This is a genomic window from Streptomyces malachitofuscus, assembly GCF_055571035.1.
On the sequence record NZ_JBVIGA010000002.1, the window covers coordinates 361,318 to 380,933 of the forward strand.

A 19,616-nucleotide genomic window follows, 5' to 3' on the forward strand; every position below is an offset into this window, starting at 1 on the left:
TCGGGCTCGTCCCTGCACTGTTGCCGCCCTCACCCTGGCCCGCCGCTCTTCGATAACTCGCGACGGACCACCCGTCGCCGCCCTGCCTCCCGGCAGGAAGGACCACCACCTTTGACCTCCCGCACACCTCCGGACAACGCGCACCCATACCTCCGCGCCGCGAGCGCTGGCGTCCGCCACCACACCCGGGCTCTTGCCTCGTCGGACGCGACCCTGCCCCTGCCGGCGGACCGCCTGCACCTTGACGTACTGCACGCCCACCTCACCGCCCTGCACCAGCTCCTGGACCGCCTCGCCGTAGCCACCCGTCCGCCGCACCCCGCCGCCGGCCGTCACCTGGCCAGCGCGCACACCCGCCTCTGGCAGGCCACCAGCGAGGTCCACGCCGCCTTCCACCTGCTGCCCAGCACCACCGTGGCAGACGCCGAGGCGAGCGCCTGCCATCCAGAACAGCTACCCGAGGGGCCGCCCGTACTGACGATCTGCCAGCGCCACCTCGCCGCCGGACACGTCATCCGCCGCAAGACCACCCCCACCGACCTTCGCCCGCACACCACGGCCTGCGTGCGATGAGCACCACCCGCAGAATCGAAGGCCCTCGATGAACCACCGGCCCGCCCGTCGCGCCCGTCGCGCGTCCGCCAGCCCCCTGTTCACCCCCCACGGCACCGACCGTGCCAGCCGCAAGGCCGCCCGTCGCCAGCTCGCCGAGGCCACCGCCAAGGCTCGCGCGGAAGCCAGTGCCCACCAGACCGCGAGCACGTCCGCCGCCCACGAGATGCCCACCGCGCTCTACCCGGCGAGCGGACGTCCCGGACCCGCCTCCGCGCGGGGGAGCCGGCTGAAGCTGCCCGCCCACCGCATGACGACGGCCGTGGCCGCCGGCGCATATCCCTTCCTGGCCGAAGGCGGACTCGGCGCGGAGGGCATCTATATCGGGCGCGATGTCCACGCGGAAGCGTCCTTCGTCTTCGATCCGTTCGCGCTGTACGGCAAGGTCGAAGGCTTCACCAACCCGAACCTCCTGCTCGCCGGGGTGATCGGCCAGGGCAAGAGCGCGCTCGCCAAGAGCTTCGCGCTGCGTTCGGTGGCCTTCGGATACCGCGTCTACGTCCCGTGTGACCCGAAGGGCGAGTGGACGCCGGTGGCGCAAGCCCTCGGCGGCCGGTCCGTCGCTCTCGGCCCCGGCCTGCCCGGCAGGTTGAACCCCCTGGATGCGGCCCCGCGCCCGCAGGGCGTGGCGGAGGCCGACTGGGTCGGCGAGATCCGCAAGCGGCGCCTGCTCCTGCTCGGTTCCCTGGCACGGACGGTCCTGGGCCGGGACCTGATGCCCATGGAGCACACCGCCCTGGACGTCGCCCTGGACGCCGTCGTCACCCGCGCCGCCGCCACCGGCCGCACCCCGCTGCTCGGCGATGTCGCCGCCGCCCTCAACAACCCCCGCGCGCTCGACGAGGCCGCCGGGATGATGTCGGGCCAACTCGGCGACGCCGCACGCGACCTGGCCCACGCCATGCGCCGTCTCGTCCACGGTGACCTGGCCGGCATGTTCGACGCCCCTTCCACCGTCGCCTTCGACCCGCACGCACCGATGCTCACCATCGACCTCTCCCGGCTCGGCGGCTCCGGCGACGACACCGCCCTCGTCCTGGCCATGACCTGCGCGAGCGCCTGGATGGAATCCGCCCTCTCCGACCCGTCCGGCGGCCGGCGCTGGATCGTCTACGACGAGGCGTGGCGATTGATGCGGCACGTCGGCCTGCTGCAGCGCATGCAGGCCCAGTGGAAGCTGAGCCGCGGCCTCGGCATCGCCAACCTCATGGTGATCCATCGACTGTCCGACCTGCTCACCGCCGGCGACGCAGGATCACAGGGCCGGGCCTTGGCCGAGGGCCTCCTCGCCGACTGCAGCACCCGCATCATCTACCGCCAGGAGACCGACCAACTCCACGCCGCAGCCTCGCTACTCGGCCTGACCTCCGTCGAAATGGACGCCATCGCCCACCTCAACCGAGGGCGTGGCCTGTGGAAAGTCGCCGGACGATCTTTCATCGTGCAGCACCTCCTGCACGCGCACGAGCTTGCACTCTTCGACACCGACGCTCGAATGCATACAAAAACCGCAAAAGGCTCATGAAACCTGATATCCAGCGTGAACTGATCCCGCGCGCCACCACCCTCCACCTCATCGACGCGCTCAACGCCGTAAGAGGCAAACTCTCCGGCGCGTTCGAGCAGTGGGAGCTGCTGGACGACACCGGTCACGTCCCGGCCTCGCCGTCCTACACCGCGCTTCTCCAGCACGTCACCGGCGCACAGGCTCTCGCCCGTGATGTCGTCCAGCTGACCGCAGACTTCGCCCGGACCACCTCCAGTACGAACCGTGCCGGCAGCGCCGTCCTCGCCCATCTGGCGTCGGCGGTCACCCTGTCGAGCCAGGCCGTACCGCACTTCGCCGAGACCGCACAGACCGCGCTCTCACTGCCGCGGTCGCACAGCGAGCACGACAGATACTTCCGAGACAAGCGCATGGTCATCGAGCACGCAACGGCGCGTTCCTGTCTGCGGCGCGCGTCCGAGTCGCTCGGTGACGCCGTCCAGGAACTCACCGATCACCTCGACTTCCACCGCTTCTTCCTCCCGCCCTCCCACCGCCAGAACCCGGTGCCGCCGCCCAAACCGGGCGGTCGCCACCGCTGACCCGGCCGCCCCCACCCCTTCAAGGAGTCCTCTGAACCGCCCCGCCCACTTCAGCGACGCCGACTGGGCCGACTACCAGCAGTGCCAGGCCGAGCACGACGACCTCATGGCACAGATCGCCGAACGCGAAGCCCAGATGGAGCACGACCTGATCGCCGCCTACGACGAGTACGAACTCGATTTCAGCCCGGTGCCGAAGCCGGAAGCCAGCCCCGCTCGCCAGATACCTCCGCCCCACCGCCCGCCGGGCTACCGCAGGAGGAACCGTGGCCGCTGACGAGGCGAGCACTCCAGACGCCCGCCGCGCGGCTACGCTCGCACCGCTTCCCGACCATCACAACGTGGACACCCCGTGGTGGCAGGACCTCTGGCACCGCCACGCGCACATCACCACGCCGCTGCGAGAGCGCGGGCTGGAGTGCGACATCGAGTTCGGCCTCAGCACTTACATCGTGCGCGTCTCGCTCCCCGACGACAGCTACCTGATCATCGGTCCGCCGCAAGAGCCCTCCTGCGACCGCCCGCCAGGGGACCCACAGGGGTGGATCGTGACCCGCCAGCATCCCGACGACCAGACGCTGTTCGAAGTGATCTACGACTCGGCCCCCGCCGCCGACCCCGGTGCTCCTAAGCGGCCCGAAGCACGCCACGGCGGCAACGCCACGCCCCTGATCGAGGCGATCGGCCAACGCCTTGCCCAGCTCGGGCTGCTGCCCCCTCCCGTCTCACCCAATGCAAACCCGCACGCGCTCCTTGTTACGCCGACACTCCGTGCATCCCGGGCCCCGGATGCCCCCGACACAGCAGACCGCGCCCCTGTCTACGTCTACGGCGAGGCGATGCTCACTCTGACCGACCGGCTCAACGGGGCCGAGTCGCACGCGGACGCCGCTGCCCTGCTGCACCAAGTCCTGGCTCCTGTCAACGGCCTGCTCGAACGGCTCGGCGAGTTCTTCGAAGCCGCCGGAGAGAAAGCCAAGGAAGCCGAGGAGGACGACGGCTTCGACCTGTCCTACGACCTCGCCGACGCCGCCGCCGAGATCCGCAACCTCGCAGAGGTGCTGCACGTGGCCGAGGACCGGATGCGGGCACTGACCCCGCTCCTGCCAGCACCGCGGCTCCCGTCCGCCTCGGCCCGTCCGCCGTCCCCTCCCCCGCGAGCCCTGCCGCCGGGACCGCCGCGGCACACGCGCTAACGCCGGACTGCTGCCTCCCTCCCAGGAACACATGGCCTCACCCCGCAGTGACCTGTCCGCCTTGGCCGTACGCCTGCCCGGCCCACGGCTATGAGCACCGAACACCCTCGCCCTCACGACCCCCGTCGAGCCCACCGGTCTCGCACTCTCCGCGCTCGGTGCCGCCATTCACCACCTCGGCCATCTCGCCGACCGCGCCCACCCGGCCCCCGCACGCACAGAAGCGATCCAACGGCCCATGTCCTTCTCCTACGTTGAGCACCACACCCTCACCCCTGACGACCTGGCCTTCTTTGAAGCCCTGCTCGCGCACACCCAACTGCCGGACCACCCTCGTGGCGAATGCTGCCCCGGGCCCGAAGACCCCTGGTCTCTGAGCATCACCAGCACCTGCCACGACCACGAGGGCACCTGGCGGGAGACCCTCTGCGTCTTCAGGCGCACCGATCCCGAAGACGACCTGCACGCGCAGTACGTCGAGGTCCACTTCAGCCAGGACGGCCGCGTCCTGCCCAGCGTCGGGCTCGACGGTCTCTCCGCCACCGAGCACGTCACTCAGCACGCACCCAGTCAGGTCGCCTATCCCGTCATACGCCCACGCCAGAGCCGTCCGCGCAGCCGGTGACCGGGGCCCGCACAGGACGAACAGGCCCTTCCTCCGCCGAGCACCAAGCCGTCCCTTTTTCCGGCCGAACTCGTCATCCGCCTGCCGGGGAGGTGCCCGGTGCTGTATCTCGGCACTCCCTCGGGGCCTGACATACGGGCCGCGATGAGCGCCGGACGCATCGGCTGCATGACCACCCCCGCACAAGGCAGCCGCATCCCCGACGGCGCCCTGTACGCCTGCGACAACTCCAAGTTCGGCAGCGACGGCAAGGGCCGCTACTGGCCCGGCGCCGAAGCGTGGTTCGCCTGGCTGAGCCGGACCGTTGAACGGTACGGACCGGACCGCTGCCTGTGGGCACTCGCCCCGGACCAGCCGTTCGACGCCGCCGGCACCCTCACCGAGTCCCTGCCGTGGCTCGCCCGCATCCGCGAACTGGGCATCCCCGCGGCCTACGCGGCCCAGGACAACTGCGATGCACCCGGGCTGCTGCCGTGGGACAACTTCGACGTCCTGTTCCTGGCCGGATCAACCGAGTGGAAACTCGGCCCCGTCGCCGAACGGCTGGCCCGCGAGGCGAAGGCCCGCGGCAAAGGCGTACACATGGGCCGCGTCAACTCCCGGATACGCCTGGGGATCGCCGAGTGGTTCGGCTGCGACAGCGCCGACGGCACCTACCTCGCGTACGGGCCTGACAAGAACCTGCCCAAGCTCCTCAGCTGGCTCGACGAACTCGACGGCCACCCCTCCCTCATCGGCGGCACGCAGCCCCTCGCCGCCCCCGCTTCCGCCCGCCCACCGACTCGCCTGCCCACAGCGGCGCTGGGCACGCAGCCGACGGCAGGCACGCCGTGCTCAGCACGGCGGTAGACGCCCCCACCCATCCTGGAGTTCCCGCTGTCCGATCCTGACCAGCGGATGCTGCTGCACGACATGGCCGACCGGCTCAACACCGTAGCCGACCACCTCCCGCTCCCCGACCAGATCCCACCGGACCCGGCCCTGAGCGAGATCCTGGACGACGAGGTCCGCCACCTAGCCCAGCTGCTGACCTACCTCGTCGGCGAGAGTGCCTTCCGACACCGGGTCACCGCCCGCTACCCGACCCGCATCACGGCCACCCACCGCCGCACCACGCTCGCGCTCGTCCAAGCGGCCGAGCCCACCGGTGCCGCGCTCGCCGCCCTCGGCGCCGCCGTCCACCACCTCGGCCTTCACGCCGACCTCACCCACCAAGCGCCTGGTCCCGCCCGCACCCGGGCGATCGCCTCCGCGCACCAGGGTCTCGTGGACCGCCTCCGTGAGAGCCGCACCTGCCTCGTCCGCGCCGCGAAGCAACTGCGTGCCGCCGCCGATACCCGCCTGGCACCCGCCGTGACCGCGCCGTCCCCGCCGACGGCATCCGCCACCGCATCCCGTACCCGCTAACCCGCTACTTTCCCGGAGCTCCCTGATTCCCCTGCACACCTCCGCCCGCCGCACCGCCCTCCTGCTCACCGCCGTATCCGTCGCGCTCAGCGCGTCCGCCTGCGCCACCTCCGGTAGTCCCGACGCCCACATCACAGCAGCGGCCCCTCGCAACGCCTCCCCCGCGCCGGCCGCCGAGCCGGCGCTGACGAAGAAGGAGGCCCTGGCCCAGATCGCCCACTACTCGAAAATCAACAACGAGGCCAACACCGAACGGAACCGCCACCTGCTCGACACGGTCGAGGACGGCCCGCTGTACGCGATGTCCGTATCGGATTACAGAGAGACCGAGGGGCTTCCCGCGGCAGACCGCAAGCCGTACAAGCCGTGGTCCTACGACTTGGCGAGCGCCGAGCTGTACATCCCGCGCCTGAGAGTCGGGCAGGACCGCTGGTTCGCCGCCGTGCTCTCGGACCAGAAGGGCAAGGCCCCCTCGCGTCTTGCGGTGTTCGTCGAACGGCCCCAGCACAAGCGCTGGGAGATGGTCTCCGTCGTCGACCTCGACAGCCAGAAACTGCCCGACATCGCCCTCGACCGGGACGGGTACGCGACGGCCATCGCCGCCAACGGCAACAAGCAACTGGCAGCGGACACCGACCTGCTGCGCACAGCCGTGCTCGACAACTTCGCCACCGGAGGCGCGCACACCGGGACGAAGGTCTTCGCGCCGACCAAGGCGAGCAAGCGGCAGATCGAGGTCCACGACAAGACCGGCACCCACTACGGGAACCAGGGCACCACCGTCTTCGCCGGCGCCGCCAACCGCTACACGGACGCCTACGCCCTCAAGACCACCGACGGCGGCGCGCTGATCCTCTTCTCCCACACGCACACCCAGACCGACGCCGTCGCCCACTCCGGCCTCCAGATCAACCCCGGCAAGGACGACCGGGCCTGGCTCCACGACGTGCCCCGCACCTCCATCACGTACACGTTCGTGTGCAACGACGCCGCCACCGTCCCAGCGAAGGCCGAACCGTCCCGACTGATCGGCTACACCTGCGCCCGCATCAAAGCCTCCGGCCCCCCGGTCGCCTCTTGGTCGAACCGCGCGTAGACGCACCACCCCTGATGCGCCGCACACCACCTTGACGGCCGCCCAACGCACCGCCCCTCTCGCTCGATCCGGAGAACTCCCTGTCCACACGTTCCTTCATCGCCCGCCCCACCACCGGCACGGGATACAGCGGCATCCACGTCCAGCTCGACGGCCTACCCAGCCACCACCTCCCGCTGCTCCTGGCCGCCTACCAGTACAAGTTCGGACGCAACGTCGAGACCATGTCCCGGCACCTCATCGACGACGTCGCCGTCGGCTGGGACGAGCTGGGCACCGACCTCCTCGACGGCGCCCCGCCCACGCTTGTGGCCGCGCTGACCGGCGGCGAGCAGCGGCCCAGCCGTACCCTCGACCACCTGATCACCCCGGACGGCTCCCCGCCGGTGCGGATGTCGGTCACCGCCTATACCGCCGACGAGCAGGACATGCAGTGGGGGTACGTCCTGCACAAGGAGGGCGTCGAGGTGATCAGCCTCCTGCACAACGACATCGGCCCGGTCGTGGACTGGGCCACCGACCCGCGCACCGTTTTCAGCGACGATCCGGCGGCCTGGTCCTCCCTCGCCCCCGCGCCAACTATCCGGGCATCGCGCAGCACGCCGCCCCCGAGCGACCCCGCCGCAGCCCCGGCGAAGGCTGGCACCCCGCGCCCCGCCGCCCGCCGCTAGTTCTCCTCGTCTTCCCGGAGCCCTCCCTGTCCCCGCACACCACGCCCCTGATCACCGTCGTCATCGCCAGCCGCCTGCGCGAAGACCGGCTTGAGTATCTGACCGCCATGCACGCCAGTCTTACCCGGCAGTCCGTGCCGTGGGAGGCCGTGATCGCCCTGGACGGTGCCTCGCCCGACCGACTGCCGGCCCCGCTAGCGCAGGACCCCCGCATCCGCATGCTTGCTCTGCCCCGCCCGGTCGGCGCCGCCTGCGCCCGGAACCTGGCCCTCACCCATGTCCGCACCCGGTACACCAACTGGGCTGATGACGATGATGAGTTCACCGACGACGCCATGTCCGTACGGCTGAAGACCCTGGAATCGACCGGGGTCGGCTGGTGTGCGGGATGGAGCGAGGACCGGCACCCCGACGGCTCGACCACCCCGTGGCGCTGCCCCACCCCGCCCGGCCGGCACGAGGCTGGCGACGTGTGGACGTACTGGAAGTCCCCGGCGGACACCATCCCCATCGGGCCGACAACGATCCTCGCCCGCACCGACCTCGTGCGCGCCGCTCCAATGGGCGGCCTCGTCCAGGGCGAGGACTACTGCGCGGCCCTCGGCGTCACCGCTCTTGCGCCCGGAATCGTGCTGCCGGTCCCCGTGTACAGATATCGCAAATGGGGCGGGCAGATGACGGCCCAGGTCGGATACGACCAGCTGGAGGCGGCTGCCCGCGAGCACGCCTGGGACTACGGCCGCAGCCTGCGCGCCGCCCTGCGCCGCCGTGAGGACCTCGTCCATGGCTGAAGCACAGATCATCCTGTCGCACAGCCGGGAATCGGGCATCGTCGCCATCGCCTCGGGCGAGCAGTACCCGTGGGCACACACCGCCCTCGCGGAGAGCGGCTTCCGGCGAGACGACGAGGGCGTCTACCACCTGCCGGCAGATGGCACCGGGACCACCGTGGTCGACCTGGTCACGTGCGCGAAACGGCACCGCACCAGCGTGCACACGAGCAGCCGGCGTTTCATCGGCGATGCCGCCCGCGACCTCGCCCGCCAGCTGCCGGGCCAGTGGCATGCCTCAGTCGAGATCTACTCGCACCCCGCCTGGTAGGAAGACCTCGTGCCCTGGATCTGGGACAGCGGCGAACTCGGCCGCGCCCTCCAGAGCGAGCGCATTCCCTACGCCGCCACGCTCACCGACACGGTGCAAGGCACCACGTTGCTGTTCATCGAGCGCCCCGGCCGTCAACTCGACTACCTGGTCGGCGCCTTCGCTCCAGAGGGCCTCGAAGAGGGGTACGGCGATCCGCACGCCCCGCACAGCATCGTCCTGCCGCCGTTCGCCGGTCGCGCGGCCCAGGCCGTCGCCGACCGGTATCTGCCCTCCTACGAGCAGGCCGTCCATGCCCGCCGGACCGCAGCCATCGCCGCCGTACTCGGGGACATCCGCTCCGAGCGCGACACCTGGCAGGCCATGGTCGCCTCCGGCCGCTACAGCGACGCCACCCCTCTGAGCGCCGCTGCTCTTGACTCTCCGCGACCGAGGAATTCCTCGACCATGCCTGGCGCCGTTTCCTGGTCGTCGTCGACCACGCCCCGACGCTGATCGACCAGTGCCGTCCTGCCAGCAGCCCGTGGCCCGACGACGATACGGCGCTGTCCCGCCTGGCCGACGCCGTGGCCGATGCCGAGACCCTGCTCGACGAGGTGGTCCACGGTTCTGTGCCGCCGCAGGAGCGCCGTGCACGCGCGTGGCCGGCCATCGAGACCTGGCTCACCGACGGCGAGACGTTCTTGCGCCAGGCCCGCGTGAGCGCACCTCACCGCCGCCCGGCCCTTCCCGTCGCCGCGCCAACCCGCCCCCTCACCACGGCCCGGCCCGCGCAACGCAGTCGCTGACAGTTCCACTCCGACAACGCGAGGAGAACCCCGCCCCCTTGCAACCCGGCCCCCACTTCGCCTTCGGCGACCACGCCACCTACGGCTTCGTCGCCTCCTTCACCTCCTACGTGCCCGCGCACCTCGCCCACTGGTACCTGGTGCGCGAGCAGTTCGAGCCCGTCCCCGATGAACCCGGCTTGTACCGGCTCAGCGAGCCCGAGCGCGACGGCCCCCGCCGCACCCGCCAGGCCGTCCACGATCTCCGCCGCCAGGGCTACACCGTGCAGGCCGACATTCGCCTCGACCCATCTCTCTCCGCCGGCCCGCCGCGCCCTGTCCGGCCCAACGGGCTCCAGGAGCGCCGCAGCCGTCTCGCCCAAGCCTCCGCCGGGCGAACGACACAGCGCTCCACACCGCCCACCACCTCCCCGCCGTCGGCCCGGCCGATCCCGCCGAAGCCCACCTCCGCACCGACCGTCCACCTGACGGCTCCGGGCGGCGGGCGGTCCCGATGACGCCCGCGAGAAATCCGGTCGCCGACGGCCCCCTGACGACACCGGAACTCGCCAATGCGGCCCGTGACTTCCGGCTACGGATGGCGGTCATCGCCCGTGAGACCGAGGTCGCGCTCGACATCACACGAGACCGCTTCGGCCGCACCGTCCATCCAGACGCCGCGGCAGCCGCACGAGGACACCGCGACAAGGCTGCGGTGGAGGCGTACACCACCCACCTCGCCCCACACGCCGAGGCTCTGCTCGATGCCGCCCGCCTTGTGCTCGACGACCTGCCACCTGCCCGGCACCTGGCCGGGTGGCGTGCCGTGCTGGACGGCCTGGCCTCCTCCGCCGCCGAGATCCGCCGGGCCCTCGACCGGCCGGCCGCCCCCGGCTCCCCGGCCGAACGCGCTCAGCACTCGGCCCTGTGGCCCCACCTCACCGCCTGGGCGGACCACAGCTCCATCGCCAGCAACCTCGCCGACCAGCGCGTTGGCCAGCACCACAAGGCTCCGCTGACCGACGAGGAACAGCGGATGTGGACCGAGATGGCCCAGGCAGCGCAGAGGCGAGGCGAGCTGGAGCTGACCGAGTCGTGGTACGCCGCCGACGGGCAGCCGATCACCCTCGCCCACCTGATCGAGGACGACGACTCGACGCTGGTCGCGCTGCGAGGCGACCCGGACGCACCGGGCTGGCAGGTGATCGGGCACTACGCGAACGAATACGAGGCAGGGAAGGTACTGCCCGCCCCGGTCCCGCCCGGCGTGCTGCGCGCGGACGTCTCCCGGTTCAACCGCCCGGCGCCGGCCCCGGAGGTGTCCCTGCAGGAACTCATCCGCGACGTCGTCGAAGGCCAGACCGCAGGAGACGCCTCCGATGCCCTACTCGGCGCCGTCCAACGCGGCTACGACGCCGGTCCGATGATCCGCCTCCAGGAACTCCTGGAAACAAGCAGCCAGTTCGCCAGCGCCCTGGAGACCATGCAGGGCCGCCAGATCGCCGCCCGCCTTTCAGCGCTGGGCCGGCAGATCGAGTTCCTCACCCGCGAAGTCAAAGAAGCTGCTGAGGACCTCGGCGCGACCGTTGCCGTCCTGCCTCCACACCGCACCCCCGCGCTGCGCGCCCGACCGCGCCCCGCCGTGGATACCACACCCCCCACTCCGCCGCCCCGTGCCAGCACAACCGCCCGCCACCGCTGAACACCGCCCCCGGCGGCTTGCCCCGATGCCGCGTTCCTCGCCGGGTGGCTCCCGCTTGTGGCTCTGCCGGGGCCCATCGCGGCCACCGTCGCGGTCGCCGTGCGCGGTGCGTTCCTGACCGTCGTGGTCGCCTGCGCCTACGTGACCACGGACACTCTTGCCCCTGCGGGCCGGTCCAGCGAGGCATACCCGTGGCTGATCCTGTCGGTCGGCGTCGGACAGTCCGCCGGTACCGCCTTGCTGAGCAGTCGCTTGCCAGCGCTGTACTCCCCGCCGCTAAAGCGGCCTTCTCGCCGTCCTTCTCGCCGCGCGCTGACGTCTCGGCCCCGCCGGACAGCTGGCGTGCGGCCGACACCGCCGCCCACTCCGAGGCCGGCACAAGACGCCCTGATCAGGGCGCAACCCCACCACTTCCAACCCGTTTGAGGAGACCCGCTTATGGCCGTGCGTACGCAGTGGACCGTGGAGCACGCCTGCTCCCACCGTGTGGATCATGACCTGTCCAATCGTCCTGCCGACAAGCGAGCCGGTTTCGCCCGATGGCTCGCGTCGAAGGACTGCACCGACTGCTGGAAGGCGGCGCGCGACACCGACACCGAGTCCAAGCAGGAGTGGCTCGCGGCGAAGCGCACCGAGGAGCAGGAGGCGGCCGTCGCGTGGGCGAAGCAGTTCGACATGCCGCAGTTGGAGGGCCCGCAGAAGGCCCTGGACTGGGGCGAGCGCTCCCGACACCAGCTGATGACTGCCGCACACACCGCGCTGGTCATAGAAGGGAGTTGGGACGAGACGGACTGGGCGGCGCTGGAGGAGAAAGCCCGCTCCATCACCCGTGCCGGATGGTGGATCGACCAGCGCGATGCCGAAGGCACTGACCTGCTCGAACTCCTCGGCGCAGCCACCGAGGCGGACCGCGGGACGGAGAACCCGTTCCGCTGACGGCGGGGGAACATAGCCGGGAAACGCCGGTTAGCCAAACCGGCGTTCCTCCGGACCATTGTTCCTCCCACCCCGCCACCGACTGCGTGGAAGGAACCGCATGTCCCAGCCGCCGCCCACTTCGGCCTTCGCGCCGACGCCCGACCCGCTCACTCCCGACCGGGACATCACTCACGCCCACTTCCAGGCCGGCGACACCGTCGTCGTCCTGAAAGGGGTGGCCGGCGGGGAACTGTGGGGCGATGCGATGCGCGTCGTGGCCCCGTCCTGGCACACGCCGACCGACGAGGACGGGTGGCGGCTGCGTGATGCGACCGGCGGCACTCAGTCCTACGTCACCGGCCACCCCCGCTACCTCGTGCACCTCTCACGCCGCTGCCCGGACTGCCTGATCTACCTGCGGGCCATGGAGGACGCCCTCCTTGCACGGTTCGCAGGCCGCGACGAGCTGATCGACTGCGGCTGGTACACCACCACCGCCCTGGGCCAGCTCGTGCACATCGCCGACATCCGGAGCGGCCGGTGATCCCCCGCCTGCACGAGCGGACCCACCGGCCCCACGACCCGCTCGAAGAGGCGCTCGGCCGGCCGGTCTCACCGAACGAGGGCCTGACGGAGTACACGGTCGTCGCCCACTGGCCGGGCCTGGATTACTTCACCTTGGACGACGAGCAGAAGACCTGGACAGCCGTCCAGTGGGCCGAGCACCTCGAAGACCCCTACCTGGAGCACCCGTTCGCCGCCAGCCCAGAAGACGACCGGCGGGCGATCCTCCACCTCGACGTCCGCCTTCACCCGGACGACCGGGAACTGACAGGACCCGAGTGGGCCGAAGTCGCTCACCGGCTCGCGCGGGCCGCCGGCATCGAGATTCCCGGTAAAGATCACGGCTGCCGGTGGATCGCCGTCCATGCCCAGCCCGGGCGCCTCGACCTGATCGCCAACCTGATCCATCGCGACGGGGCGTGGCACGCCCCTCCCGCCGACAAACTGCGGCGCCTTGCGAACGAGGCGCGTCGCATCGAGCAGGACCTCCACCTGATCCCCGTTCACTCCGGCCCCGCTCCGCGGCCTGCCATTCGCTCCGCACCCACGGCATCGGCACAGCTCGCGAGCGTCCTCACACAGCTCGCTGACGAACAGGCAGGCCCGCTGGCCACGGTGCGCGGACTCGTCGAGCACACCGCGCACCGGATCGCCCGCCAGCCAGGAGCGGCCAGCAGCGATACGGCACACCGCCTGGAGCTGATTGCCCGCCGCCTCCATGCCATCCAGCAGGACCTGGACAGCACCGCGGCCCACCTGATTCAGCCCCCTGCCGTCGCCGTCCCGGCCGCCATCCGGCACACCGCTCACCGATCACCGTAGGGGAAACGTCTCCTTGCCCCGTACCGACCGCTTCCTGGACATCCGCCGCGACCCGCATTCCGGCCGCAGCACCTGTACCAGGGAAGTTCCGTCGACCGCGCAAGAGCGCTCCGCCGTGTGCGCCTGCCCGCCCCCGCCGCGCACGCTCCCTGCCCCGCCGCCCCCGTTGGCCGCCGGACTGCGCCGCTGACTCCCACCTCGCCCAAGGACACCATGCACGACCACGACACCTCCGAGCGCCTCGCCTCGTACGCCGACGTTCTCGCCGGCGAACTCCCTGACACCTGGACCAGCTCCCACCTCCCGCCGGACGCTAAGGACGACCTCGCCCAACTTGCCGACCGTATATGGGACCTGGACCTGGTAGCCGCCTCCCTCGCCGAGCACCCGCTCCAGCAGGCCGCCGTCCTGAGCCGCCCGGACGGAGCCCAGCTCGTCGTCCTTGACCGGCATGACGAACGCGAGGGATTCCTCATCGCCGCCGTCGCCCCCCGCGCCCTGCCCGACGAGGCGTACCGCGCCGTCCCCGAGCCCAACGGCATCGCCCTGGCCGACGACCCGTTCCTGAGCGCCGAGCAGGTCGCCGGCGACCTACTCGCTCGCTACGACAGCGCCCTCGCCCAGGTCCGGCACAACGCCCTGGGCGGCATCCAGCCCTCCCAGCCGGACCGGGTCGTCCTTACCTGGCAGCAGGACGGCAGTGTCGCCGCTGCCCCTGCCGACGACCGTGCCGGCACCATCCTCATGGCCCACGGCTTCGTCCAGGACCCGCAGAGCGGCATCTACCGGCTCAACGGAGACGACACCCAAGCCCAGGCCCGCGCCCTGCGCGAACTCGGCCCGCAACTCGACGCACTCGGCATCGGCACCGCCCTCCAGCACCCCGCGGGCCGGACCACGCCCACCGCCGCCCCAGCGTCCATGCCGCCGGTACCGGCTGGCAGCCGTACGCCGGCCATCAGAGGTCGATGAAGCAGCCGGAGCCCGACTTCTGGGTGCTGGAGTACGTCACCATCACCAAGGATCCCCCGCACCGACCTGGTCGTCGCCGTCGGCGGCACCGAGAAGGCGGCGGACATCGTCCAGCGAACCGGGGGCTTCCTCTCCGCTGCCGGACCTCGCGGGGACTACCACCGGCTTCCACATGGCCTGCCCGTCGAGCAGCGCCTGAAGGCAACCACCGCTTCATACGCCCTGCTCGGCGCCGGTCACAGCGTCCACCTCGCCCCGTCCCTGAACATGCTGGCCACAGCGGACGGCGAACGCGACGCGGCCCTGCGCTACCTGGCCCGGCTCGCCGAGCGAGTCGCTGCCGCCGAGACCAGCAATAGGCAGAGGTCCTGACCGAGGTCGCTGCCCCCGTCCATGGGCTGCTGACCCTCACCAGGGAAGTGGTCGTCCGCGCCTGGATCTCCGCCGGTGACCTCCAAGGGTCCGCACCCGGCGAGGAACTCGAGCCGATCGCGCGGCTCGAGGACACTGCGAGATCCATGAGCGAGGCCGCCCACGTGATCCTCCGCGCCCGCAATCACGCCACACGGTCGGCGCAGTGGCCGGCCGCCGCACCGCCGCCGAGCCGCGCCCAGTCCTCGGTATCCCGCCGCCGTTAACCCCGGAGAGAACTGCATGGCCAACCTGGCCGACGAGTACGGCACGGACGTCGAGATCTACATCAAGGCCCTGACGACCACCATCCACGCCGACACCCCGACCGGCGCCCCAGCCAAGCTCCACGACCTGCTGGAAAGTCTCGGCCTGGAGCGCCACGCATACCCCACGGACGCCCCGCTCTACATCTGGCACACCGTGCCCGAACACCTCGATGCCGACGAGCAGAAGCGCCTGGTGACCCGCGCCATCCCTGCCCTGCTTCTGGCCGGGTATGAGGTCAACTGCGCGCCTGGTGTCTTCGACGAAGCCACCTATCGGCAGGCCGTGCACGACATCCGCACCCGTACGGCCCGCCCTGCCGCGCTGCAACGGGCACCGGTCGGCTGCCCCTCGCGCCACGCACCGGCCCGCCGTACTCCGTAATACGCCCGGGCGGCCCCGGCATGACTCCGGGGCCGCCCGGTCACCGCACCGCCCGATTCCAGGAGAACCCAGTAGTAACCCGCACACCCCCACCGATCAGCCACCGGCTCAAACCCCGGCTCGCCACGGCCCTGTTCCGTCGCTACCTGCGCGCCTGCATTCCCACCGGCCCCGACCGCGCCACCCCGCTGGCCGGCGCCCGCCCGGAGGGCGTCCTCGCCGAGACGCAGCGCGTCGGCCACCGCCACCACCACTGATCATCCGCCCCGGAGGAGCATGTCCCACCCCGTCCCCTACCCCGTGAGACTGGCCGACGAGATCACCCGCCAGCTCGGCCAGCTCGCCGACCACCTCTCGCAGCTTCCCCCGCCCCAGGCCGCTCAGGTCATTGCCCGCGTTCTCGACCCGGACACCGGAGTCCTCGGCGGCGTCACCCACCTCGTCTCCACCGGAAGCCTGTTCGCAAAGGACCAGGCGGAGCGAGGCGCGCTCCCCGCGGAGGTGTGGCTCGCCCTGGGCCGCGCGTCGAACGAACTGCACGACGTCGCCCTCGACCTGGACGAGCACAAGGACACCTTGCAGCACGTCGGCACCCAGCCCACCACTGCGGCGGCAAAGCCCCCGGCACCCGCACCGCTCGTCGTCCGGCGGCACCGGTGAAGAAGAGGCAGTGGCAGGGCTGGGGACCGGGCGAGCAGGCCGAGCAGCACTACCTCGTCCAGCCCCGTGGCCTGGCTGGTGGCGGCGATGTCCGGCACGTCTCGGAGTTCCTGCGCGCCTCGGGCTGGCGGGACAAGTCCAAGTCGGGCGGCCCTCTGTTCATGGAGAGTCCGGACCGCACCATCCGCGTCTCCTACGACCCTTACCTCCTTCCCGGCGGGTGGACCATCCACGGCCAAGCAGACGGTGCCAACGGCGAGTGGTCGGCGCACCTGGGCCGGCAGACCCCGGTGGAGATCGTCGCCGGTCTGACCGACGCCCTCACCCGGCCCCGCTCCGCACACGCCCCCAACGTCTGGGCGCCGTTGCAGGAGCAGAATTGGCACACGCGTTTCGAGGGCGAGCACTACATGGCGACCAGCCCCGACGGCACCGCGTGGATGCAGTACCACCAGGGCGCCGACGGCTCGGCGATGTGGTGGACCGGAGCGCAGGACAAGCAGGGCAATGGCTGGACAGCCAACTTCACGCCGAACACCCCTATGTACCTGGTGCAAGCCTTCTCGACCGAACTCGCCAGCCCCGACCCCGTGATGCGCCCGCGCGGACGCGTGCCGCACAGCGCGCAGATCCGTACCTGGTCGGTTTCCGTCAAACCCTCCCAGCTCAGTGCGTGGCAGCAGGCCCGCATCACGGCCGCCCGCGCCGCCACCTGGGCCCGCAACAGCGCCCGAAGCGCCCGGCCGCGCACCAGCCCCCGTCCCTACACCGCGACCGGCCGCGCCCGGAACCGCCGCTGACCCCCGCCCCCTTGCAAGGAGCCCGATGCCCGCACTCACCCCGGACACCATCCGCACCCTGACCGAAACTCTGGCGGACCTCACCGACTACCTGCGCGAGAACCCCGAGCCCGCGGAGGCCCTCGCCCTCGTCGACCCTCTCCTCGACGAGTACACGGGCCTGCCCGTCCAGCTCGCCGACACGCTGCGCGCCCTCGCCCGCGCAGTACAGGAACACTCGGACACCCCCGGCAGCGCGCAAGTTGACCTCCTGATTGCCGAGTTGCGCACGGCCGCGTGGGAACAGACCGACCAGCACACCCTCCACTACGTCGTGGACGACCTGCGCCACCTGTACGGCAGCGCCGCCACGAGCGAGCCGGGGTGCTGCTGGTGCCGCTGAGCGAACGGCAGCTCGCCTCCTTCGCCGACAAGCACGGGGGGCAGATCCCGTTCGACACCAGCCCCCGCCACCTCGCCGGTCCCGGAGACGCCCGCCACGTCACCCACGGCCTGGCCGCCGCTGGATGGAGCGCCGTCTCCGATCCCCTGAGCGCCGAAATCGTCCTGCGCAGCCCTGACCTTCGCTACCGTCTCCAGTTCGACCCGCAGTCCCGCACCTCGGCGTGGTGGCGGCTACGGGCGGAGCCCGCCGGCACCGAGCCCGGCTGGTACGCCGAGTTCGGCGAACTCGTGCCCGCCGAGGTCCTCGCCGCGTTCACCGACGCCCTCGTCGCCCCGCTGCCACAGCAGCCGGACCCGTGGCAGCCGGTGGCCTCGGCGGGATGGCACCACGACTCAGGCGGCACCGCACGCTCGCCGGACTCCATGTGCCACATCGAACTGCGCCCGCTGAGCGAATTCCATGACCGGTCGTCCTGGCACATCGAGACCCGCGAGCCCGGCCACGGAGAGTTTCCCGGCCCGCGCATCTGGCACGCCTACCTCGACGAGCACACCCCCACCCGCCTGGTCAGTGCGTTTCTCACCGCACTGGCCGACCGCAGCCCGCTCCAGCGCGGCATGTACGACCGCACCGGCCACTACAGCGCCGTACAGGAGCCCAGCCCGCTGCGACCACAGCAGGTGGTCGACGCCCACGCCACACGCCTCAAGTCGCTCCGCACCCGGGCACGCTCCGCCCGCCGCCAGCAGATGAAACCCACAACGCCCCTGGTGCACGCCGGCAGCGCGCAGCCGGCTGCTCGCCGCTGAACCGACAGGACCCCTCCCCATCTCCCGAGACCACCACGCACACCGCGACTTCCTGCGCCACCTCGACCACTACGTGCGCGACAGCAAGAAGATCCTCGACGCCTGGGACGCATACTCCGACGAGCACACCGACCTCGACGGCTGGCCCTACGACGACCACGCCTACGGCATGCGCGCAAGCCAGCGCGACGCCGACACCGCCGAGGCGTTCGAGCCGCTCCGCTACGGCGCCCGTCACCTGCTGGCGACCGCCGAGACACAGCTGGCCCATCTGCCCGAGAACACGGTGCAGAGCCGCTGGGTCTACGAGTTGGGCGTCCTGCGCGACGCCCTCGACCGGCTCAACGAACTGCACGAGCAATGGCTGGTCACCCGCGACGCGCTCCCCGCCACCGCCAAGCCCGGCACCGCCGAATTCAACGACGCCCTCGCCGAGCATCACGCCGAGTCGTGGAGCTACCTCGACGACTGGGCCACCCATGGCAAAGCGCTCCGGGAGATCAACACCGCTGCCCGCAAGGCCCATTCGCCTCTGGCCCCTATACCGGCCCCTGCGGCCGTCCGGCGAATCGCGGCACGGAAGTGAACATGCCCGCGACTCCCGAGACCGTCGAGGTCGACTTCATCACCCCGCGCCACCTCGCCGGCGGCGGTGACCCCGCCTGGATCACCGTCCCCCTCCACCGCGCCTGCGGCTGGAGCCACGGCAACGACCTCCTGATGCCGCGCGTCCTGCTTTCCAGCCCCGACCAGAAGGCCATCCTTCGCCTGGAGCCCGACCCCGACGGACAGTGGTGGACCCTTCACCACGCAGCCGAGCCGGACCGGCCCGCCTGGTACGCCAGCTTCGGCGCCCGCACCCCCGTCGAACTCATCGCCGCCGTCACCGACACCGTCACCGACCCGGCCCCAGCCGCTGACGCGCCTTCCGACCCGTACGGAGCACTCCGACAGACCGGTTGGTCACCGTACGGCGACAACGGCCTCGTTTCCCCCGACAAGACGGCGTACATCGAGCGCCTGGGAACGCCGGCTGATCCGGAAGCCTGGTTCGTCACCGTCACCCTCGGCATGCATCAGAAGGTGTGGCAGGCCCGCTTCGGCGAGCACACCCCGCCTCACGTCGTCGCCGCGTTCACCAGTGCGCTCGCCGATCCGAAGCCCGTGCTCCGCATCGACCGCGGGCGCAGTCTGCCGACCCTCGCCCCCAGCGTCGTCCAGTCCACGGACGTGCGCGCCGTGTACGTCGCCGGGGCGCTGGAAGAACGCGTCCAAACCCTCGCTGCCCGGCACGCGATCGCGCCGACGGTCTCGATCCCCTGGCGGCAGCAGTCGGCCAGGAACACCCGCAGCCGCTGA

General features: G+C 71.2%; 27 protein-coding genes. All 27 read left to right on the top strand.

Translation table 11 applies throughout. From position 1 onward, the window contains the following. The first annotated feature begins 111 nt into the window (after window positions 1–111). Window positions 112–573: a DUF6238 family protein gene (locus ACZ44S_RS04225; protein WP_285512866.1), complete on the top strand. Its 462-nt coding sequence runs from the start codon at window positions 112–114 to the stop codon at window positions 571–573. Window positions 574–601: 28 nt separating this feature from the next. Then, a complete protein-coding gene (locus ACZ44S_RS04230) occupies window positions 602–2,137 on the top strand; it encodes a VirB4 family type IV secretion system protein (protein ID WP_285512867.1) in 1,536 nt (511 codons plus the stop codon). Next, on the top strand, window positions 2,134–2,700 hold the full coding sequence (locus ACZ44S_RS04235) for a hypothetical protein (protein ID WP_285512868.1): 567 nt from the start codon (window positions 2,134–2,136) through the stop codon (window positions 2,698–2,700). The genes ACZ44S_RS04230 and ACZ44S_RS04235 overlap by 4 nt, the downstream gene beginning before the upstream one ends. A 106-nt stretch (window positions 2,701–2,806) precedes the next feature. Next, the gene (locus ACZ44S_RS04240) at window positions 2,807–2,977 is read left to right on the top strand and encodes a hypothetical protein (protein ID WP_285512869.1); all 171 of its coding nucleotides are present in this window, start codon (window positions 2,807–2,809) and stop codon (window positions 2,975–2,977) included. Then, the gene (locus ACZ44S_RS04245; protein WP_285512870.1) at window positions 2,967–3,896 is read left to right on the top strand and encodes a hypothetical protein; all 930 of its coding nucleotides are present in this window, start codon (window positions 2,967–2,969) and stop codon (window positions 3,894–3,896) included. Before ACZ44S_RS04240 ends, ACZ44S_RS04245 begins: the two co-directional genes overlap by 11 nt. Window positions 3,897–4,134: 238 nt before the next feature. Beyond that, window positions 4,135–4,521, top strand: coding sequence for a hypothetical protein (locus tag ACZ44S_RS04250; RefSeq protein WP_285512871.1), 387 nt, complete (start codon window positions 4,135–4,137; stop codon window positions 4,519–4,521). 144 nt (window positions 4,522–4,665) lie between these two features. Further along, complete coding sequence (locus ACZ44S_RS04255) at window positions 4,666–5,370, top strand: hypothetical protein (protein WP_285512872.1); 705 nt, start codon at window positions 4,666–4,668, stop codon at window positions 5,368–5,370. A 48-nt stretch (window positions 5,371–5,418) separates the two neighbouring features. Beyond that, on the top strand, window positions 5,419–5,928 hold the full coding sequence (locus tag ACZ44S_RS04260; protein WP_285512873.1) for a hypothetical protein: 510 nt from the start codon (window positions 5,419–5,421) through the stop codon (window positions 5,926–5,928). Window positions 5,929–6,112: 184 nt separating this feature from the next. Then, entirely contained in the window at window positions 6,113–7,024 is a 912-nt protein-coding gene (locus ACZ44S_RS04265; RefSeq protein ID WP_466924382.1) for a DUF8094 domain-containing protein, read from the top strand. Window positions 7,025–7,248: 224 nt separating this feature from the next. Further along, window positions 7,249–7,695, top strand: coding sequence for a hypothetical protein (locus ACZ44S_RS04270; protein ID WP_352230211.1), 447 nt, complete (start codon window positions 7,249–7,251; stop codon window positions 7,693–7,695). A gap of 47 nt (window positions 7,696–7,742) precedes the next feature. Beyond that, window positions 7,743–8,486 carry a glycosyltransferase family 2 protein gene (locus ACZ44S_RS04275; protein ID WP_285513055.1) on the top strand — a complete coding sequence of 248 codons (744 nt, stop codon included), beginning with the start codon at window positions 7,743–7,745 and terminating at the stop codon, window positions 8,484–8,486. Further along, complete coding sequence (locus ACZ44S_RS04280) at window positions 8,479–8,796, top strand: hypothetical protein (RefSeq protein ID WP_285512875.1); 318 nt, start codon at window positions 8,479–8,481, stop codon at window positions 8,794–8,796. The genes ACZ44S_RS04275 and ACZ44S_RS04280 overlap by 8 nt, the downstream gene beginning before the upstream one ends. Window positions 8,797–8,805: 9 nt before the next feature. Continuing rightward, complete coding sequence (locus ACZ44S_RS04285; protein WP_285512876.1) at window positions 8,806–9,291, top strand: hypothetical protein; 486 nt, start codon at window positions 8,806–8,808, stop codon at window positions 9,289–9,291. 331 nt (window positions 9,292–9,622) lie between these two features. Then, a complete protein-coding gene (locus ACZ44S_RS04290; protein WP_285512877.1) occupies window positions 9,623–10,081 on the top strand; it encodes a hypothetical protein in 459 nt (152 codons plus the stop codon). Further along, the gene (locus ACZ44S_RS04295) at window positions 10,078–11,265 is read left to right on the top strand and encodes a hypothetical protein (RefSeq protein WP_285512878.1); all 1,188 of its coding nucleotides are present in this window, start codon (window positions 10,078–10,080) and stop codon (window positions 11,263–11,265) included. The genes ACZ44S_RS04290 and ACZ44S_RS04295 overlap by 4 nt, the downstream gene beginning before the upstream one ends. Before the next feature lie 438 nt (window positions 11,266–11,703). Next, the gene (locus ACZ44S_RS04300) at window positions 11,704–12,201 is read left to right on the top strand and encodes a hypothetical protein (protein WP_285512879.1); all 498 of its coding nucleotides are present in this window, start codon (window positions 11,704–11,706) and stop codon (window positions 12,199–12,201) included. 100 nt (window positions 12,202–12,301) lie between these two features. After that, on the top strand, window positions 12,302–12,727 hold the full coding sequence (locus ACZ44S_RS04305; RefSeq protein WP_285512880.1) for a hypothetical protein: 426 nt from the start codon (window positions 12,302–12,304) through the stop codon (window positions 12,725–12,727). Beyond that, a complete protein-coding gene (locus ACZ44S_RS04310; protein ID WP_285512881.1) occupies window positions 12,724–13,569 on the top strand; it encodes a relaxase/mobilization nuclease in 846 nt (281 codons plus the stop codon). Before ACZ44S_RS04305 ends, ACZ44S_RS04310 begins: the two co-directional genes overlap by 4 nt. A gap of 213 nt (window positions 13,570–13,782) precedes the next feature. Then, complete coding sequence (locus ACZ44S_RS04315) at window positions 13,783–14,541, top strand: hypothetical protein (protein WP_285512882.1); 759 nt, start codon at window positions 13,783–13,785, stop codon at window positions 14,539–14,541. Window positions 14,542–15,195: 654 nt separating this feature from the next. Then, window positions 15,196–15,603 (top strand): hypothetical protein, encoded by a 408-nt coding sequence (locus tag ACZ44S_RS04320; protein WP_285512883.1) that lies wholly within the window; start codon window positions 15,196–15,198, stop codon window positions 15,601–15,603. A gap of 20 nt (window positions 15,604–15,623) precedes the next feature. Continuing rightward, window positions 15,624–15,860: a hypothetical protein gene (locus ACZ44S_RS04325; RefSeq protein ID WP_285512884.1), complete on the top strand. Its 237-nt coding sequence runs from the start codon at window positions 15,624–15,626 to the stop codon at window positions 15,858–15,860. 19 nt (window positions 15,861–15,879) lie between these two features. Beyond that, window positions 15,880–16,263 carry a hypothetical protein gene (locus ACZ44S_RS04330; protein WP_285512885.1) on the top strand — a complete coding sequence of 128 codons (384 nt, stop codon included), beginning with the start codon at window positions 15,880–15,882 and terminating at the stop codon, window positions 16,261–16,263. Then, the gene (locus ACZ44S_RS04335) at window positions 16,260–17,063 is read left to right on the top strand and encodes an SPDY domain-containing protein (protein WP_285512886.1); all 804 of its coding nucleotides are present in this window, start codon (window positions 16,260–16,262) and stop codon (window positions 17,061–17,063) included. Before ACZ44S_RS04330 ends, ACZ44S_RS04335 begins: the two co-directional genes overlap by 4 nt. A 25-nt stretch (window positions 17,064–17,088) precedes the next feature. Further along, entirely contained in the window at window positions 17,089–17,445 is a 357-nt protein-coding gene (locus ACZ44S_RS04340) for a hypothetical protein (RefSeq protein ID WP_285512887.1), read from the top strand. Beyond that, window positions 17,436–18,257, top strand: a complete 822-nt coding sequence (locus tag ACZ44S_RS04345; protein ID WP_285512888.1) for an SPDY domain-containing protein — start codon at window positions 17,436–17,438, stop codon at window positions 18,255–18,257. Before ACZ44S_RS04340 ends, ACZ44S_RS04345 begins: the two co-directional genes overlap by 10 nt. Window positions 18,258–18,330: 73 nt before the next feature. Further along, complete coding sequence (locus ACZ44S_RS04350) at window positions 18,331–18,843, top strand: hypothetical protein (RefSeq protein ID WP_285512889.1); 513 nt, start codon at window positions 18,331–18,333, stop codon at window positions 18,841–18,843. Between the two features lie 2 nt (window positions 18,844–18,845). Further along, window positions 18,846–19,616 carry an SPDY domain-containing protein gene (locus tag ACZ44S_RS04355; RefSeq protein ID WP_285512890.1) on the top strand — a complete coding sequence of 257 codons (771 nt, stop codon included), beginning with the start codon at window positions 18,846–18,848 and terminating at the stop codon, window positions 19,614–19,616.

Excerpts from the sequence above, each read along its gene's own strand:
- ACZ44S_RS04340 (WP_285512887.1), top strand. The coding sequence starts at position 17,089 with ATGCCCGCACTCACCCCGGACACCATCCGCACCCTGACCGAAACTCTG.
- ACZ44S_RS04355 (WP_285512890.1), top strand. The coding sequence starts at position 18,846 with ATGCCCGCGACTCCCGAGACCGTCGAGGTCGACTTCATCACCCCGCGC.
- ACZ44S_RS04295 (WP_285512878.1), top strand. The coding sequence starts at position 10,078 with ATGACGCCCGCGAGAAATCCGGTCGCCGACGGCCCCCTGACGACACCG.
- ACZ44S_RS04270 (WP_352230211.1), top strand. The coding sequence starts at position 7,249 with ATGTCCCGGCACCTCATCGACGACGTCGCCGTCGGCTGGGACGAGCTG.
- ACZ44S_RS04300 (WP_285512879.1), top strand. The coding sequence starts at position 11,704 with ATGGCCGTGCGTACGCAGTGGACCGTGGAGCACGCCTGCTCCCACCGT.
- ACZ44S_RS04320 (WP_285512883.1), top strand. The coding sequence starts at position 15,196 with ATGGCCAACCTGGCCGACGAGTACGGCACGGACGTCGAGATCTACATC.
- ACZ44S_RS04325 (WP_285512884.1), top strand. The coding sequence starts at position 15,624 with ATGACTCCGGGGCCGCCCGGTCACCGCACCGCCCGATTCCAGGAGAAC.
- ACZ44S_RS04330 (WP_285512885.1), top strand. The coding sequence starts at position 15,880 with ATGTCCCACCCCGTCCCCTACCCCGTGAGACTGGCCGACGAGATCACC.
- ACZ44S_RS04315 (WP_285512882.1), top strand. The coding sequence starts at position 13,783 with ATGCACGACCACGACACCTCCGAGCGCCTCGCCTCGTACGCCGACGTT.
- ACZ44S_RS04305 (WP_285512880.1), top strand. The coding sequence starts at position 12,302 with ATGTCCCAGCCGCCGCCCACTTCGGCCTTCGCGCCGACGCCCGACCCG.
- ACZ44S_RS04280 (WP_285512875.1), top strand. The coding sequence starts at position 8,479 with ATGGCTGAAGCACAGATCATCCTGTCGCACAGCCGGGAATCGGGCATC.
- ACZ44S_RS04235 (WP_285512868.1), top strand. The coding sequence starts at position 2,134 with ATGAAACCTGATATCCAGCGTGAACTGATCCCGCGCGCCACCACCCTC.
- ACZ44S_RS04260 (WP_285512873.1), top strand. The coding sequence starts at position 5,419 with ATGCTGCTGCACGACATGGCCGACCGGCTCAACACCGTAGCCGACCAC.
- ACZ44S_RS04250 (WP_285512871.1), top strand. The coding sequence starts at position 4,135 with ATGTCCTTCTCCTACGTTGAGCACCACACCCTCACCCCTGACGACCTG.
- ACZ44S_RS04240 (WP_285512869.1), top strand. The coding sequence starts at position 2,807 with ATGGCACAGATCGCCGAACGCGAAGCCCAGATGGAGCACGACCTGATC.
- ACZ44S_RS04230 (WP_285512867.1), top strand. The coding sequence starts at position 602 with ATGAACCACCGGCCCGCCCGTCGCGCCCGTCGCGCGTCCGCCAGCCCC.
- ACZ44S_RS04255 (WP_285512872.1), top strand. The coding sequence starts at position 4,666 with ATGAGCGCCGGACGCATCGGCTGCATGACCACCCCCGCACAAGGCAGC.